A 15,860-nucleotide genomic window follows, 5' to 3' on the forward strand; every position below is an offset into this window, starting at 1 on the left:
ATTAATTAAACATGAAAAAAGTAATAGCAATTTTAGTAGTAGTATTAGGTGCGGTAATGAATGTAAATGCACAAGAGGTGAAAACAGTATCTTTAGAACAAACTAAAGGAGAGTTTACTCAAAAGTCAGTAACATTATCTGAAGGAACTTATATCTTCGAAATCGCAAATAGTAATGTTGGTAAAGATGTAGGTTTTGTTTTGGCTCCAAAAGGAAAAACAGATCAAGCTAGTCATATTAAAGAAGCTTATGTTACTTCATTAGCCAAGAATAATAAGAAATCTACTTCTAAAAAAGTAACACTTACGAAAGGGGAGTATGTTTATTTTTGTCCGTTAAACCCAACACCTCAATATACGTTGATTGTAAAATAGATATAGATTGTTAATTTCAAAAAAGCTCGGTAATAAATATTTTACCGAGCTTTTTTTTGTTCTTATAATTTTCCTCCATCAAGTTCATCTTGCCATTTCTGTAATTCTTCCCATTTACCTTCATAAGCAAGTTTAGCTTGCTGTGGCCAAGTGTCTGGTTTATGAATTCGATAACGATCGCCACCGCTATTTAATACTTCTTGACATTTTTCAATTGAAGCTTCACTTAAGGCTTTCCAAGTTTTAATATCAAAATTATGGAATAGCCCTTCAATTTTTGGTCCAATTCCTTCTACGATTTTTAAATCATCTTGTTTTATTTTTTTACCAAATACAGCTTTTGCAGCATCAGCATTAAACGGAATTAAATTTAAATGAGTATTTGTATTTTTAGCTCTGTTTAAATCATTTTGTAAAGAAATTTTTGCTTTATTACAAGCATCTAATTCAGCTTCCAGGTTAGAAATTTTATCTTTTAATTCTGAATCATTATTTGTACTTCCTGTTAAAGATGCTGCAGCTCCTAAATTAGCACTTGCTTCTCTTGCTAATTTTAAATCAGAACTTAATCCGGTTTTACTTTGTCTGCAAGAGTCTAAGTCTTTTTGTAAAGCTAATTTTGCTTTATTACAAGCATCTAAATTAGCTTCAAGTTGAGAGATTTTATTTTTATATTCTAGTACTATAGCATCGTGATTAGAATTATCATTGTTAGATTTTCTAAAAAGCCTACCTAATAAATAGCCTAGTAAAGCGCATAAAAGACCTACTATAATAGGAATGTATATACATGGACTCATAATTTTCTTATTTATTTAATTGTTATTATTGTTCTTCTGTTTTTTGCTTTTCCTTCTTCAGTATTATTATCTGCTATGGGTTCCGATTCGCCTTTAGATGTTGCAATAATTTTATTTTCGGGTATAGCCGCATTTTTAATAAGGTATTCTTTTACTGAATTTGCTCTATTTTGACCCAAAGTTATGTTAGTAGTCACATCTCCAGTGTTATCTGTATGGCCAGTAATTATGCAAATAGCACCATCTACTTTATCTAAATACTTGGCAATGTCTGCAATTTCTTGTCTTTGTTCTTCATTTAGGTTAATTTCAAATTGTCCAGATTTAAAATGTAATTCTATTGCATGAGCTTTAATATATTCAGCAAGTTTATCCATTTCTTCAGGGTTATCTTTTAGTTCTGAAATAGAAAAAACTAAAGGTCCATGATAAACATGTAAAGAATCTGCAACCATGTCTTCTTTTAATTCACCTAAAGTGTTCATGACTTTTGAGGGGATGCCTTTTTTGTTTAAAAAGTTTTTAATAGAATTTGCTCTGGCTAAACCTAAATTAGGATAAGCAGATTTGTTTTCTTCCTCTTGTGTGTAATATCCAGTGATTGATAGAGATTTATTATTGTTTACAGATAAAAAATCTTTTAATTTATTAATCTCTATATCTAAGTTAGAAGAAATAGGTGTTAAAAAGTTGAGGTTAGAAGCTTCGAAGTTAAAATTATCGTTAGTGTTTAATAAAAAATCACCATTAGCATCTTTAACATTAAAAGGATACAAGGTTGGATTTTTGTATACTTTTTTTTGTGTTGTATTTTCATTAGTCATAACATTTTCATTATGACTTTCAGAATTACAACACAAAATGTAGCTAAAGTAGGTTCCAATAATAATGGTAAGTAAAATACCTATAAGATATATTAATCTTTTACCCATAGTTTTTGATTTAGGTTATTGATTGTGAAGTTATTATTTTTTTTTGAAAATTTTAACACTGTTGATTATAAAGATGTTAATTTTTAGTTTTTTTAATTTGAAAAACGTGATTTAAACAGGTTTTTTTAATGAATGTTAACAAAAACATTACTAAAGTTATTGTTTTGTTAATTAGTGAAGTATGACGAAACACTTTTGAGATGTAAGCGTCTTTTAACTAAACAACCACTAATTAATATTGTATTATGAAGAAAATCATCTTAACCATCGCTTTAGCTTTTGGAGCTTATACAACAACAGTTAACGCTACAGAATTACCAACAAATGAAAATGCTACTTTTTTAAATTATGAAGATGTAACAACATTTTGTAAATTAATTAAAGAAGGCAATTATGAAGCTGTTGAAGCTATGATTAATAGCGGAGAAGATATTAATAAGAAATCTACAGGATTAACACCATTAATGTTTGCAGCGCGTTACAACAGAGTTAAAATCGCAAAATTATTAATAGATAAAGGAGCGAAGTTAAAAGTAAAATCGAATAGAGGATTAACAGCTTTAAAATGGGCAGAATTAGCAAAAGCTAATGAAACTATGAAAGTTATTGAAAAAGCAATGAAGAAATAAAGACTTCATTTGTCAATTATTTGAATTAAAAAAGACCTACGATTTTGTAGGTCTTTCTTTTTATTTTTGAAAAATGATATTTTCTATTTTTCTGCTTCAGCAGCAGCTTTAGCAGCGTTACGAGACATGCGTACTTGAGCAACCACAGTGTTATCTGGGTGTAAGAAAGTAAAGTTCTCATTTGCTAATTCAGTAATGTAAAGCTTATTACCGATTTCTAATTCAGTAATGTCAGCTTCAATAAAGTCTGGTAAATTAGCTGGTAAAGCTTTAACTTTTAATTTACGCATGTTGTGACGTAAAGCACCACCAATCATAACTCCTTTAGAATTACCTACTAATTTAACAGGAATTTCCATAGTTACTGGCTTATCTTCGAATAATTGATAGAAATCAATGTGTAAGATTTTGTCAGTTACAGGGTGAAACTGAATGTCTTGTAAAACAGCTGCGTAAGTTTTACCGTCTAGTTCAATCGAAGCAGTATATACGTTTGGAGTGTATACTAAACTTTTGAACGCTTTTTCTTCTGCTGAAAAGTGAACAGGCTTATCTCCTCCGTATAATACGCAAGGAACCTTTCCAGCATTACGTAGGGCTTTAGTAGCTTTTTTACCCACGCTTTCTCTTTGAGATCCGTTGATTGTAATCGATTGCATTACTTATATTTATTTTAAAAATTTACATTAAAAACTTATCGCTTATTGATGTATTCTCTTGCACTTTGTGCATAACATCAGCGAATAAGGGCGCGCAAGATACAACTTTTATTTTAGAAATGTTCTTTTTTAAAGGAATTGTATCTGAGACAATTAACTCTGTTAATTTAGAGTTTTCGATTCTTTCATAAGCGTTTCCAGAAAGTATTGGGTGCGTACAAATTGCTCTTACAGATTTTGCACCTCTTTCTACCATTAAATCGGCAGCTCTAGTTAATGTTCCTCCAGTATCGATCATGTCATCAACTAGAATTACATTTTTACCTTTCACTTCACCAATTAATTCCATGTGCTCAATTACATTAGCTTTTTTTCTTTGTTTGTAACAGATTACAACATCACTAGCTAAATATTTTGAATATGCATATGCTCTTTTAGAACCTCCCATATCTGGAGAAGCTATAGTTACATTTTCAAGTTTTAAACTTTCAATGTATTCCATAAATATTGTAGAAGCATATAAGTGATCTACTGGTTTTTCGAAGAAACCTTGGATTTGATCTGCGTGTAAATCCATTGTCATAATACGAGTTGCTCCAGCAGCTTGTAAAAGATTAGCAACTAATTTTGCACCGATTGCTACTCTAGGCTTATCTTTTCTATCTTGTCTTGCCCATCCGAAGTAAGGCATAACAGCAGTAATATGTCTTGCAGATGCACGTTTAGCAGCATCTAACATTAACAGCATTTCCATTAAATTATCAGCAGTAGGAAAAGTAGAACCAATAATGAAAACTCTTCTTCCCCTCACTGATTCTTCAAAAGCAGGTTGAAATTCACCATCGCTAAAAGGTGTAATTTTAACATTACCTAGCTCTTCGCCATATTCTTTTGCTATTTTTTTTGCTAGCTCCATACTTTGTCTGCATGCAAACAATTTAGGAGTAAGTTGATTATAAGACATTTATTAGTTGTGTTTATTGTTGTGTTTGCGCAAAAGTAAAATTATTTTAAACAGTAATAAAGAGATTTATTCGAATTCAATAAAAAATATTTAGATTTGCAGCCTATTATTGCCAAAGTGGTGGAATTGGTAGACACGTCGGATTCAAAATCCGATGCTCATTAGAGCGTGTGGGTTCGAGTCCCACCTTTGGTACAATAACTTTTTACAGGTTAAAAATTCTATAAATCGAATCCAATATCTTTTCTGTAGTTCATTTTTTCAAATGAAATCTTGTCGATATTTTTATAAGACTTAGCTAAAGCATCTTTAATAGTATCACCAAAAGATGTTATTGCCATAACTCTTCCTCCATTTGTTACTACTCGACGATTATCTAATTTTGTTCCAGCATGAAAAACAATAGAATCTTCAATTCCTTCGAAACCAGAAATTGCTTTCCCTTTTTCGTATGCTTCAGGATATCCACCAGAAACTAACATTACTGTAGTCGCAGTTTGTGAAGTTACTTCATAAGTTTTCTCATGTAAGTTTTGGTTAGCAACTCCTTCAAATAAATCAAATAAATCAGAATTGATTCTAGGTAAAACCACTTCAGTTTCAGGATCTCCCATTCTTACATTATATTCGATAACAAAAGGATCTCCAGCTACATTCATTAAACCGATAAAGATAAATCCTCTATAATCGATTCCATCTTTTTGTAAACCATCAATAGTTGGTTTTATAATTCGATCTTCAACTTTAGTAAGAAAATCAGTATCAGCAAAAGGTACAGGAGAAATTGCTCCCATTCCACCTGTATTTAATCCAGTATCTCCTTCTCCAATTCTTTTATAATCTTTAGCAGAAGGTAAAATTTTATAACTTTTCCCATCAGTAAGTACAAAAACAGAAAGTTCAATTCCTTTCAAGAATTCTTCGATAACTACTGTTGCAGAAGCATCTCCAAATTTTTGATTGGTTAACATTTCTTTTAACTCAGTTTTAGCTTCTTCAATATGATCTAAAATTAGAACCCCTTTTCCTGCAGCTAAACCATCAGCTTTTAAAACAAAAGGAGGATTTAAGGTTTCTAAAAAAGCATATCCGTCCTCTAAAGAATCTTGTGTAAACGATTGATATCTTGCAGTAGGAATATTGTGTTTCTCCATAAATTGTTTAGAGAAATCTTTACTTCCTTCTAATAAAGCACCATCTTTTTTAGGTCCGATCACAGGAATGTTTTTTAGTTGATTGTCGGCTAAAAAGAAATCGTGAACTCCTTCAACTAAAGGAGCTTCTGGCCCCACAACTACCATGTTAATTTCATGTTCTAAAACAGCCGTTTTAACTGCATTAAAATCAGTTGGATTAAGATTTAAATTTTTAGCGATTTTATCTGTTCCTGCATTTCCAGGAGCTACGAAAACTTGAGTAACTTTTTTACTTTGAGATAGTTTGTAAGTAAATGCATGTTCTCTACCTCCAGAACCTAAAACTAAAATATTCATGTGTGTTGTGTTGTTATTTGGCTGCAAATATAAGCTATTACCATTTCACAAAATACTTAAAAGCAGAAGATAAATGGTAAAGAAATAATTTGATGTTTTTAGAAGATCCTTGTTTTAAAACATGTGAAACTTTTACTTTAGGATAATATAATTTTTTCTTACCTATCAGATCTATTTTTTTACAGATATCAATATCTTCCATATACAAGAAGTAACGTTCATCAAAACCATTTAAAGTAACAAAATCTTCAGTTTTAAATAACATAAAACAGCCATGTATCGCTTCTGGAAAAAATGGTTTGGTTAAATCTTGATCTCTATACTCTTGTTCATGAATTCTACTCCTAAAAATGTTTAGTTTTCTAATTATTAAATCAAAAAAAGTAGGATACTTCCTAACATTATATTGATGTTTTCCGTTTGGAAATTGAATTTTAGGAGTAATTACAGCTATATTAGTTTTGTTTCTTAATGTTTCAATTAAATGCTGAATAACATTAGGTTTAAAAGTTACATCTGGATTTAAAACTAAATGATATTTAGAGTTTTTTATTTTATCTAATACAAGATTTTGAGCCTTCGCAAAACCTAAGTTTTCATTGTTAAAAATATAGGTAATATCAGGTTGGTTTTTTAGTGATAGAGGTAAGTTCTGTTGAGGTGAATTGTCTACTAAAAAAAGATGTTTTGTGAAATAAGAAATATTTAAAAAGGAGTTAACAGTATTTTCTAAATCATTAATATTCTCATTATATAATACAATACAAGCTGTTATGTCAGTATAATTATTCATTAATAAGCATTTTCATCACCCTTAAAAACGTTTAACACGGTACTAACAACAATTTTTATATCTAACATAAACGACCAATTCTCGATATAAAAAATATCTAAGCGAACTCTATTTTTAATGTCTGATTTCTTTTTTATTTCACCTCTATAACCACTAATTTGTGCTAAGCCAGTTATACCTGGTTTTACAGCGTGTCGTTCTAAATAATTGTCAACATCTTTTTGATACTCAAGAGCTAAACTTTCTAAATGTGGTCGAGGTCCAACTACACTCATGTTTCCTAATAATACATTAAAAAATTGAGGAATTTCATCTAAACTTGTTTTTCTTAAAAAAGCTCCTACTGGTGTCACTCTGCTATCGTTTTTTGTAGCGTGAACTTCATTTGCTTGTTTATTTATGTACATAGATCTGAATTTATAACAAACAAATTCATTTCCATTAAACCCTTCTCGTTCTTGTTTAAATATTGCAGGACCTCTTGATTCAATTTTAATCAATATCCATAATATAGGATATAGCCAAGAAATAATAAACAAACAAACAAATGAAGAAAATAGAATATCGAAAATACGCTTGATAATTCTATTTTCAATTAAGTCGAAAGGAAGCTTTTTAACACTCAATACTTTTAATGTATCGTCATAAAATTCTACATTTCTACTTTTACTGTAAAATTCTTTAGAATCAGGAATTAATTTTAAAGTTATGTTATGTATACTAGTATATTTAGTAAGTTTTTTTATTTGTGCTTTTTTTAAATTTGAAAGTGTAGCATAGATCTCATCAATTTCATTTACTTTAAGAAACTCGTACAACTCACTTTCATTTCCTAGATAATTCGAATTATCAATTGCTTTATTTGAAAAATAACCAACGAAAGAATACCCTAGACTTGGTTTATTTTGAAAAAGCTTGATCATTTTTTTGGTAGTATCATCTTTTTCAAAGAAAATTACTTTTTTAAAATTACTTCCAGATTGTCTTATTTTTTTCAAAATTAGGAAAGAAATAAGTTTAAAAAAAGCTAATGAACCTAAGGTTATTACTAAAGTTTTAAATTGTGTGTTAACAACTTCCCCTTCTTTAAATATTCCGAAATAGGCAAAAAAACCAAGTGTAAAAAATAATCCTTGAACTACTGTTAACCTAAGTAATCTATATAAGTTTGTGAATCTATAAACTTTATAATAGCTTGTGAAAATTGAAGTAACACACCAAAAAATAGAAATATAGGTATGAAATTGAAAACTTTGATGAATTTTTTCAAAAACAAAATATACAACAGTATTGATGAGTAGTAAATCTACTATCAAGAGTAAAATATTGGTGTTTTTAATCAGTTTTGAAATCAATCTTAATTAGTTTAATATTTTGTCAATCATTGAGTCGATAAGGAATAATTTCTTGCTTACTTCTATTTGATTTGATTTTTCAAAATCATCTTTAAGTAACTTTTCAAATATATCTTTAATTTTTTCTGTATCCCAAGATGTCACTATTGTTTTAAAGTTATTTCTTTTAAATAAAAGTTCAATTTCACTTCCTTTATCTGTAATACAAACAACATTAACTCCGCTTACTAATAAATTTGGAAGCTTAGAAGGAAGAGAACCTTTAGAAGTTCCTGCAAGTTGAGGTACAATTTGAATGTTGCTCCTACGATATAATTCTTCAATATTGTTTTTAGGAACTAATGAATGAAACTTAATTTTAGTGTTTTTATTTTTTTCTTTTAATTCTTCGAAATGATTTCCTTGAGAAAAAATATGAAACATAACTCCATTAAGTTGTTCAGAGCAAAAGTTAAATAAATTATATAAACCTTGTGGATTTTGCTTCTCTCCTAATGCTCCAGAGTATACAATATGTTTGTGTGTATTAGGTAATATAATTTCTAGATCGTTTGTGAAATTTTTAGAATCAATTGTAATAAACGGATATTGAACTTTTAATTTAGAAGTTGGTAAATCATACAAATTTTGAGCAAAGTCTTTCATTTCTTGGGATAAAAAAATTAATGAATCACAAGATTTGTAACAGCCTTTTTCTACTACATGAATACTCTTTGCAATTACTTTACTTATTATACTCGTTTTTTGATTGGCGTATATTTCTTGTAAATCGTGTATCATGCCAATTTTTTTTGTGCTTTTCTTTAGAAAAAAATGTATTAAATAAAAAGCTAAACTTGGTGGAAAAACAGGAATAATAATATCTGTTTTCTTTCTTAGTTTTAGAAGGTTTCTAAACATAAAAAAGGAAAAACTCAATTCTAAAATAATTCTACGAAGTGTTGAGTTTTTTGTAAAACGAAGAAATTTTCCTCCACGAATTATTTCAATACCATCAATTTGTTCTGAACTTTTACTGATTTTCCAACTCGGATAAAAAGGATGAAAGCATAATACTTTTACATGATGCCCTTTTGCTTTTAAAGCAAGAGCCATTTCAGTATTAAATTTTCCTGTAGATATTGGTTCAGGAAAAAAGAAAGGTGAAATTATAGTTATGTTTAATTGATTATTGATCATGAAAAGTGGTTGTCGAATTAATTTCTATCTTTTACTATTTTTAAAGGGTTTCCGTAGCAAATTTTATTTGCAGGAATATTTTTATAAACACTACTTCTAGAGCCAATAACAGATTGTTTACCTATAGTGATTCCAGGTGCAACAAAAACATCTGTAGCAAGCCAACATTCATCTTCAATATTAATTTCTTTAGCGTAAATAGGGAAGGAGGGAATGGTATAGTCATGAGATCCTGTACAGATATATGATTTTTGAGAAATAACCACATTATTTCCAATGTTAATATTACCTAAATTATAAAGAACTACATCATCACCAATCCAAGAATAATCACCAATATTTAATTTCCACGGATAAGTAACTCTAACTGTAGGTCGAATAATAACATTCTTACCAATTTTAGCTCCAAACAAGCGTAATAAAAAGCGTCTCCATCCGTACAAAAATTGAGGAGAAGTTCTAAAAAGTATCGATTGAACAATCCACCATAGTTGAACTATAAATGGATTTCTTCCTCTAAAATTTTTTGGTAATTTAAATGTATTTAAATCTTGTTTTTTATGCATTTAATATTTTAATAAAATTCTCTTTAAAGAGATCTAATGAAAATTTTTGTTGGAAATACTTACTGTTATTTTGAGCTATTTCTTTGAGTTCATTTAAGTTTTCGGTTAAATTCCTTATGATTATATAAATACTTTCTACATTTTGTTGTTCTACAAATTTACCGTGAACATTTTGATGTATAATATCTGTTATGCCTGCATGCTTAGTTGTTATGATAAAATTTTGACTAGCTAATGCTTCTAATATTGAAATAGGTTGACCTTCCATTTTATAAAAGGTTGGCAAAATAAAAGTATTACTCCAAAGAAGTAATTCTTTTTTAATATTTCCATTTACAATACCAATATATTCGGTATGATTTAATTTGTTTAGTTTTTTAACAATTATATTTTTTAAATTCTCGTCAATATTACCAGCAATCTTAGCTTCGTAAGGTATTTCATTTTCTTCTAATCTTTTTAAAGCATCTAATAGAAAAAGAATTCCTTTCTCTTGCATAAGATTACTTAAAAAAACAAGCTTTACTTTTTCGAATTTCTTTTTTGTTTCTCCTATTTTTAGGTAATCTTCAGCAAAATTATAAAGAATAAATATTTTTTCATCTTCAATAAATGGAGATAAATTTCTTTTTAAAGATTCTGATAAAACTATTCCTTTTGAGAATTTTGATACTAGATTTTTAAAAATACGTTTTTTAACCCCTTGTAAACTATTATAACAATCAATTAAATGGTTTCCATGAACGTGAATAATAAGTTCTTTTCTTAAGAGTTTTGATAATAAAATAAATACGGAATATTTTACTATTCCAAAAAAAGTTTGACCAGGAGTGATATAAATAATATTATTTTTAAAAACTTTATATAAGTTGAAATTTAGTTTTAGATAAAAGAACATTTTTTTTAAAGAGAATGAACCTAAATCTTCACTGAAATTAGGGTTAGAGGTATTGATAAAAGAAACTTCAAAATTTTCTTCTTCTTTTAATAAGTCTCTTACAATTTTATTTGCTAATGATACACCAGATATAGGGTCTGGAAAAGGACCAATTAATAACACTTTACTTTTCATTATCAAGTATATAATTCTTTAAACTAAAAAAGCAAATAAAGAAACTAAAATAAATCACTCCATTTTCTCTTTCAAGTATACTTTCAGTCATCATATTAAATAGATAAAAAAGACAAATAATGATAAAAAGATGATTATTATTTGCGTAGGATAATCGTATGTTATAAAACTGCACTAATAAAAAGATTGAAAGTAAAAACAAACCACCAATTAGTAAAAAACTGATGTATTGATTATGAGCGTTAAATTGTCTTCTAATTAGAACTTTATTTTTATAGCTATTTATTAAAGCTGAATTGAAGTCACCTATCCCATAACCCAAAAATAAAGATTCTTTTATAGGCTTTAAAGAGGATTTGTAAATCTCAGCTCTAATATTAGTAGAATTCATGTTTTTCTCAGTTAACTTTTCAATATTTAATATTTCAGAAAATTTTGATTTAACCTTTGGTACTATCAAAAATGATGAAACAACAAGAATTATTAACGATATAGATGTTATTATTTTTAATTTTCTCTTGAGAAGAAAAATAATGGAGTATAATAAAATTAATATTAAGGATAATATAGGGCCTTTTCTCATTAAAATAAACAAGAAAAAGGAAAGTAAAACTATACTTATAAGTGTAATTATCTTTCGTTTTTTACTATATAAATAAAAGCTAAAAATTAAAGAAATACATAAATGAATAGAAAGATAAATAGGATGTATATTATATTTATGTAATCTTTCATTTACTATTATAACATAATGTTTTATAACATTAAAAAAAGCAAGATCGTTAATACAATATCCTATAAATATTATAAGATTAAATAATAGAACAGAGTAAATATAAACTTGTAAAAACTTTTCTTTATGATTATAAATTTTAGTGTAGTTTTCTTTAGATATTAAGGAAAATACTAAAGGGAATAGGAAAAGGGAAAGCATTGTCTGTAATTTTAACGATGCTTGTCGTGTATCATGAGAATAAAGAAGCGTACCAATTATAAATATATAAACACTACTGTTTATTAAAAAAAATCGCCAATTGATTTTATTTTTTTTAATGACAGCATGTATTAGAATTGTTACAGAAAATAGCGCTATAGCTAATGATTTTATATTTCTAGGTAACAATATCAAAGAGAACATAATTATGAAAACATAAGGAATACTTTTCTCTTTTAAAAATTTATAAAGTGCTTTCATTTATCTTTTTACTATGTTTTTAATTATATATTCTATGAAGTTAGGTAAGTAAACTACAGCTATTAATGGAGCAATATAATATGAAAACCCATTCGTAAAATCACCTCTCAAAAAAAATAATAAATGCATTGCAAAGTAAAATGACATTATTCTTTTTAAATGATTTTTAGATTTAATCCATTGTAACATTATGATCAATACATATGCTAATATTATAGGGTAAATAATAACTCCAATTAATCCAAAATTTAAGAAACCTTCTGAAACATAAGGATTAGATAAGTTTGTGAAATTGAACCCAAAATCATTAACTAAATAATCACCTACTAACTCTCCTGAAGATACTGGCTTAGAAGTCCAGAAACTTCTAGGAACAAAAAATAGAAGTCCACCTAAGAGTTGATAGCCAAAAGAGAATCCATTTTTATCAACATAATCTATTGAAGCTGTAAAATTGAAAAAGGCATCATAATTTAAAGTATTAAAAGCTCTAATTATACCTCCTCCTTTCATTTGATTTATAAGTATTAAAGGATTATTATAAATCTCAGCTAAAGTAGCATCAGAATGAGTGATTATAGCTGTTAGTGGGAATACTATAATCATAGAAAAAAACAAAAAAGATAATGTTTTCACATTGCTATTTAGCAATTTAGGGAAAAACAGAAAAATCAAGCATATGTACAATGGACCTAACGCATTTCTTTTTTCAGTCAAAGGATTTTTAAACCAAAACAAAAGCATAAAGAAGATCACAAAAAAAGCAAGAATAATTATATAGTTTACAAGTTGTTTTTTTTGTGATTTAATATATTTTATACACAATACAAGACCCGTAAAAGGTATCATGAATATAAACTTTTTATTAATTAAAACTTTTGCTTTTGACGTTTCTTGAGATTTTAACCAATTAGGATTAAAAAATTCATCTTTTATAAAAGAGTAGCTACTAAAAAAACCTAGTAATGATATAATTAAAAGAATGGATAAAATAACAGGAAGATATTTTTTTGAAGTTTCTTTTAAAAAGATATTCTTTGTGTTTAAAATCTTTTTTTTCAATTCAATGTAGAAGCAAATGAAAATTATATTGAATATTATAATTAGTGTATTGGCATAAACTACTAAGTTCTCTTTGTAGATAAAAAAATTGACAAGTCTACTGCCTTCTACTCCAGAAAAAGAGTTTATTTGTGAAATAGGTGCAAGGAGAAAAAATAATAGATAAAAAACTATATAAGCAGATATAAAGGGAGAATAGTCTCTCTCATAAAATAAATGATATATAACAACTAAAAGTAAAAATAAATTACTAATAAAGAAAGATATATAAACTTGAAAAGAAGCACTAAATGTTAAAAATATTAAAGCTGTTAAAGCTAAATAAGTTACAAAGAATAAGTTTTTTGCTTTAAACATTTCTAATTAGTTTTTTTTCACCATAAATGTAAAGAAAAGAGCTTTTAAAAAAATATAGTAATATTAAATATATAATGTAATTGTTGTAACCATTAAAAGTTCCTGTAAACGTTATAAAAACAGTAAATATGAATGCAGAAATATTTAGGAAATTGAAGGTTTTAAATTTATCATAAACAAGATAAAAAGGATGAATAACATAGTAAAAGGCACTTATTACAAAAAGAATTAAAGTATTTGGAATTTCAATAAATACCTTTTGGATTTCAGGATAATTATCCAATAGATTTATGTAGTTTAAAGTGTAATAAATTATATATGCACACAAAGAAATTCCCAAATATAATAGTAATGTCTGATGTTTTATTTTATTAGCAATATCAGGCATTTTATTTGTAATGTGTTTTTTAATTAAAGGATGGTATACTGAATTTACACCGATACCTATTAGTAAAAAGACATTCCATAAATTTAAGATATAACCAATTCTTAGAACAATCTCTGGGGTTGAATATATTTTTGCAAGATTTATAAACCCCAAACCAGAAATCCAACCTAAAATACTTATTGAAAATAGATTTAACATTTTCTTCCATTCATTTACAGTGAAGTTTAAAAAACGAAATTTTGTAATATTAAACTTGAATAGTTTTATCAGTATTATAATAATTAAGAAACCTACAGATTTACCTAAAAAGAATGCTAATACTTTATTTTCTAGCACTAAAGAAAATATTAATATAGATAGAAAAGAGATAAAGTAGAGTGATTGTACTTTAAGAGCTTTATCATGGTTTTCTATTAATTTATAAAAATTTGTTAGATAAAATATATAACCATTTGTAAAAACGTTAAATAAAATGGAAGAGAAAATAATTAAATTGGAAACACCATAATATCTAAATATAGATTCCTTGAAAAGCCAAAAACTTATGATGTAAAAGCAAAGAAATAAAAAAGAAGTAGAAATTAATTTATTAGTTATCTTATCGTAATCTACTACAGTTTTGGAATAAATTATAGTTGGGTTATTTAACGGAAGTAGTAAGTTTAGTAGTTGTTCTAAAGAAAGAAGTAAAAGTATTGTTATATATTGTTCAGAAAAAATACCTACAGCAAAATATAATAGAATTAAATAGTTTAGTCCTTTAGATGCTCCAGATACGATAATATATTTTAAAGAATTTAAAAAGAAACTTTTATTACTCATTCTTTAAATCATTTAAAATCTTATTCACAACTCTTTTAGTAGATTTACCATCTACTTTTCCGACAGTATTGTATAAATATTTTTGTGTTTCGTTTTTATTTGTTTCTATTGATGAGAAGCTATCTTCAAATGATTTTTTAGAATAAAAATATTCAATAATATTGTTAGGATATTTTTCTTCTAGACCTCTTGACTCACCCCATCTGGGAGATTTTACTTTTTTATTTAGAAGAAGAACATAAACAATAACAGAAGAAAAATGACTTATAATAAATTTAGAGTGATGTATAAAATTTTTAAAATCAACATCAGATAAATAAGTGATATTGTTTTCTTCAAAGAATGAAATACATTCTTTAATGTCGCGTCGTGGATGGAGTTTTATAACAAGTGAGGAGCCTTTACTAACAATAATATCATTTAAATCTTTTAAGAAAGCTAACCATTTATTGTTGTTCCAACCATGTGTTTTAGAAAGTCCATCATCAAAATAACCTATATAATTACTATTTTTAATATTGTTGGTATTTAAAAAAGTAGTTTTCTCAATAATTTGAGAATTATAAAAAACATCAAGTTCTGGATTACCTATAACTTCTATCATTTCTTTTGGAAAGCCAAAATCTTTAACCATAATTTGATAGTCTGAAGGGTAAAAGACAAACGATTTATTGACCTTTAATTCTTCTGAATAAATGGGGAAAAGAGTATAATTTGTGTGATTTTTTATTGCTTTGTAAAAGAAAGATATTGTTTTAGTAACGCTTTTTAATTCTACTAGATAGTTAAATAAAGCATATCTATTCTTTTTATTAAATTTTGAAAAAAGATTTTTTTTAGAAGAGTCTTTTATTGTTTGTTTAACTACCTTAATACTGTCTGAAGGAATTAACATCCCGTGTGAAAGATGATAAATTTTAATGTTTAAATCATTACAAATCCTTATTAAAGCTCTATCTATCATAAAAGATAAGTTCAGCATAATAATTGCATCAGGAGCTTCACTGCTTATAATCTTTCGTAATCTTTTTGTATTATAAAAAGAAATATCTCTTAAATAGAGGCCATCAATTTCTTTGTCAATTTCAATAATTTCATCAACTAAAGAAGAGGTGTGTAAAAGAATTGTAGAGTAACCATTTTCTTTAAAAATAGGATCTAAACGTAAAAAGTTCCTGTATCCTTTATCCCAGTTATCGTAATAAAGAATTTTTTTCATT

Annotated in this window: 16 protein-coding genes and 1 tRNA gene; 3 read left to right on the forward strand and 14 right to left on the reverse strand. The window is 27.0% G+C overall.

Annotated elements, in window-relative coordinates:
• The first annotated feature begins 11 nt into the window (after nt 1-11).
• The gene (locus ACSIGC_RS11295; RefSeq protein WP_442264928.1) at nt 12-374 is read left to right on the forward strand and encodes a hypothetical protein; all 363 of its coding nucleotides are present in this window, start codon (nt 12-14) and stop codon (nt 372-374) included.
• Nucleotides 375-436: 62 nt separating this feature from the next.
• Here the strand turns inward: ACSIGC_RS11295 and ACSIGC_RS11300 are convergent, their stop codons facing one another.
• The gene (locus ACSIGC_RS11300; RefSeq protein ID WP_442264929.1) at nt 437-1,174 is read right to left on the reverse strand and encodes a hypothetical protein; all 738 of its coding nucleotides are present in this window, start codon (nt 1,172-1,174) and stop codon (nt 437-439) included.
• A gap of 11 nt (nt 1,175-1,185) precedes the next feature.
• Nucleotides 1,186-2,106 carry an OmpA family protein gene (locus ACSIGC_RS11305; RefSeq protein WP_442264930.1) on the reverse strand — a complete coding sequence of 307 codons (921 nt, stop codon included), beginning with the start codon at nt 2,104-2,106 and terminating at the stop codon, nt 1,186-1,188.
• 245 nt (nt 2,107-2,351) lie between these two features.
• Between ACSIGC_RS11305 and ACSIGC_RS11310 the strand changes: the two genes are divergently transcribed.
• Nucleotides 2,352-2,735, forward strand: coding sequence for an ankyrin repeat domain-containing protein (locus ACSIGC_RS11310; protein WP_442264931.1), 384 nt, complete (start codon nt 2,352-2,354; stop codon nt 2,733-2,735).
• Nucleotides 2,736-2,818: 83 nt separating this feature from the next.
• Here ACSIGC_RS11310 and ACSIGC_RS11315 read toward each other — a convergent pair whose 3' ends face one another.
• Nucleotides 2,819-3,394 carry a 50S ribosomal protein L25/general stress protein Ctc gene (locus ACSIGC_RS11315; protein ID WP_442264932.1) on the reverse strand — a complete coding sequence of 192 codons (576 nt, stop codon included), beginning with the start codon at nt 3,392-3,394 and terminating at the stop codon, nt 2,819-2,821.
• A 22-nt stretch (nt 3,395-3,416) separates the two neighbouring features.
• On the reverse strand, nt 3,417-4,358 hold the full coding sequence (locus ACSIGC_RS11320) for a ribose-phosphate pyrophosphokinase (RefSeq protein ID WP_442264933.1): 942 nt from the start codon (nt 4,356-4,358) through the stop codon (nt 3,417-3,419).
• 111 nt (nt 4,359-4,469) lie between these two features.
• On the opposite strand from ACSIGC_RS11320, the gene ACSIGC_RS11325 reads away from it, so the two are divergent.
• A tRNA-Leu gene (locus ACSIGC_RS11325) sits at nt 4,470-4,553 on the forward strand.
• A 26-nt stretch (nt 4,554-4,579) separates the two neighbouring features.
• Here the strand turns inward: ACSIGC_RS11325 and purD are convergent.
• The 10 genes from purD to ACSIGC_RS11375 form a co-directional block, all read right to left on the reverse strand.
• Nucleotides 4,580-5,851: a phosphoribosylamine--glycine ligase gene (gene purD / locus ACSIGC_RS11330; RefSeq protein ID WP_442264934.1), complete on the reverse strand. Its 1,272-nt coding sequence runs from the start codon at nt 5,849-5,851 to the stop codon at nt 4,580-4,582.
• A gap of 37 nt (nt 5,852-5,888) precedes the next feature.
• On the reverse strand, nt 5,889-6,644 hold the full coding sequence (locus tag ACSIGC_RS11335; RefSeq protein ID WP_442264935.1) for a glycosyltransferase family 2 protein: 756 nt from the start codon (nt 6,642-6,644) through the stop codon (nt 5,889-5,891).
• Entirely contained in the window at nt 6,644-7,999 is a 1,356-nt protein-coding gene (locus ACSIGC_RS11340; RefSeq protein WP_442264936.1) for an undecaprenyl-phosphate glucose phosphotransferase, read from the reverse strand. Before ACSIGC_RS11340 ends, ACSIGC_RS11335 begins: the two co-directional genes overlap by 1 nt.
• Nucleotides 8,000-8,005: 6 nt before the next feature.
• Nucleotides 8,006-9,178: a glycosyltransferase family 4 protein gene (locus tag ACSIGC_RS11345; protein ID WP_442264937.1), complete on the reverse strand. Its 1,173-nt coding sequence runs from the start codon at nt 9,176-9,178 to the stop codon at nt 8,006-8,008.
• 17 nt (nt 9,179-9,195) lie between these two features.
• Entirely contained in the window at nt 9,196-9,744 is a 549-nt protein-coding gene (locus ACSIGC_RS11350; RefSeq protein WP_442264938.1) for a putative colanic acid biosynthesis acetyltransferase, read from the reverse strand.
• Nucleotides 9,737-10,816 carry a glycosyltransferase family 4 protein gene (locus ACSIGC_RS11355; protein ID WP_442264939.1) on the reverse strand — a complete coding sequence of 360 codons (1,080 nt, stop codon included), beginning with the start codon at nt 10,814-10,816 and terminating at the stop codon, nt 9,737-9,739. Before ACSIGC_RS11355 ends, ACSIGC_RS11350 begins: the two co-directional genes overlap by 8 nt.
• Complete coding sequence (locus tag ACSIGC_RS11360; RefSeq protein ID WP_442264940.1) at nt 10,806-12,011, reverse strand: O-antigen ligase family protein; 1,206 nt, start codon at nt 12,009-12,011, stop codon at nt 10,806-10,808. The genes ACSIGC_RS11355 and ACSIGC_RS11360 overlap by 11 nt, the downstream gene beginning before the upstream one ends.
• Nucleotides 12,012-12,617: an O-antigen polysaccharide polymerase Wzy gene (gene wzy / locus ACSIGC_RS11365; protein WP_442264941.1), complete on the reverse strand. Its 606-nt coding sequence runs from the start codon at nt 12,615-12,617 to the stop codon at nt 12,012-12,014.
• 805 nt (nt 12,618-13,422) lie between these two features.
• Nucleotides 13,423-14,640, reverse strand: a complete 1,218-nt coding sequence (locus tag ACSIGC_RS11370; RefSeq protein WP_442264942.1) for a hypothetical protein — start codon at nt 14,638-14,640, stop codon at nt 13,423-13,425.
• Nucleotides 14,633-15,859 (reverse strand): hypothetical protein, encoded by a 1,227-nt coding sequence (locus ACSIGC_RS11375; protein WP_442264943.1) that lies wholly within the window; start codon nt 15,857-15,859, stop codon nt 14,633-14,635. The genes ACSIGC_RS11370 and ACSIGC_RS11375 overlap by 8 nt, the downstream gene beginning before the upstream one ends.
• Nucleotide 15,860: the final 1 nt, after the last annotated feature.

Origin of the sequence: Tenacibaculum aquaeponti (assembly GCF_052084715.1) — a bacterium.
Classification (GTDB): Bacteria; Bacteroidota; Bacteroidia; order Flavobacteriales; family Flavobacteriaceae; genus Polaribacter.

What these genes read in the sequence shown, in the direction of transcription:
- purD (WP_442264934.1), bottom strand. Translation starts at nt 5,851, where the DNA reads ATGAATATTTTAGTTTTAGGTTCTGGAGGTAGAGAACATGCATTTACT.
- ACSIGC_RS11300 (WP_442264929.1), bottom strand. Translation starts at nt 1,174, where the DNA reads ATGAGTCCATGTATATACATTCCTATTATAGTAGGTCTTTTATGCGCT.
- ACSIGC_RS11320 (WP_442264933.1), bottom strand. Translation starts at nt 4,358, where the DNA reads ATGTCTTATAATCAACTTACTCCTAAATTGTTTGCATGCAGACAAAGT.
- ACSIGC_RS11295 (WP_442264928.1), top strand. Translation starts at nt 12, where the DNA reads ATGAAAAAAGTAATAGCAATTTTAGTAGTAGTATTAGGTGCGGTAATG.
- ACSIGC_RS11305 (WP_442264930.1), bottom strand. Translation starts at nt 2,106, where the DNA reads ATGGGTAAAAGATTAATATATCTTATAGGTATTTTACTTACCATTATT.
- ACSIGC_RS11370 (WP_442264942.1), bottom strand. Translation starts at nt 14,640, where the DNA reads ATGAGTAATAAAAGTTTCTTTTTAAATTCTTTAAAATATATTATCGTA.
- ACSIGC_RS11360 (WP_442264940.1), bottom strand. Translation starts at nt 12,011, where the DNA reads ATGAAAGCACTTTATAAATTTTTAAAAGAGAAAAGTATTCCTTATGTT.
- wzy (WP_442264941.1), bottom strand. Translation starts at nt 12,617, where the DNA reads ATGATTATAGTATTCCCACTAACAGCTATAATCACTCATTCTGATGCT.
- ACSIGC_RS11335 (WP_442264935.1), bottom strand. Translation starts at nt 6,644, where the DNA reads ATGAATAATTATACTGACATAACAGCTTGTATTGTATTATATAATGAG.
- ACSIGC_RS11350 (WP_442264938.1), bottom strand. Translation starts at nt 9,744, where the DNA reads ATGCATAAAAAACAAGATTTAAATACATTTAAATTACCAAAAAATTTT.
- ACSIGC_RS11345 (WP_442264937.1), bottom strand. Translation starts at nt 9,178, where the DNA reads ATGATCAATAATCAATTAAACATAACTATAATTTCACCTTTCTTTTTT.
- ACSIGC_RS11315 (WP_442264932.1), bottom strand. Translation starts at nt 3,394, where the DNA reads ATGCAATCGATTACAATCAACGGATCTCAAAGAGAAAGCGTGGGTAAA.
- ACSIGC_RS11310 (WP_442264931.1), top strand. Translation starts at nt 2,352, where the DNA reads ATGAAGAAAATCATCTTAACCATCGCTTTAGCTTTTGGAGCTTATACA.
- ACSIGC_RS11355 (WP_442264939.1), bottom strand. Translation starts at nt 10,816, where the DNA reads ATGAAAAGTAAAGTGTTATTAATTGGTCCTTTTCCAGACCCTATATCT.
- ACSIGC_RS11375 (WP_442264943.1), bottom strand. Translation starts at nt 15,859, where the DNA reads ATGAAAAAAATTCTTTATTACGATAACTGGGATAAAGGATACAGGAAC.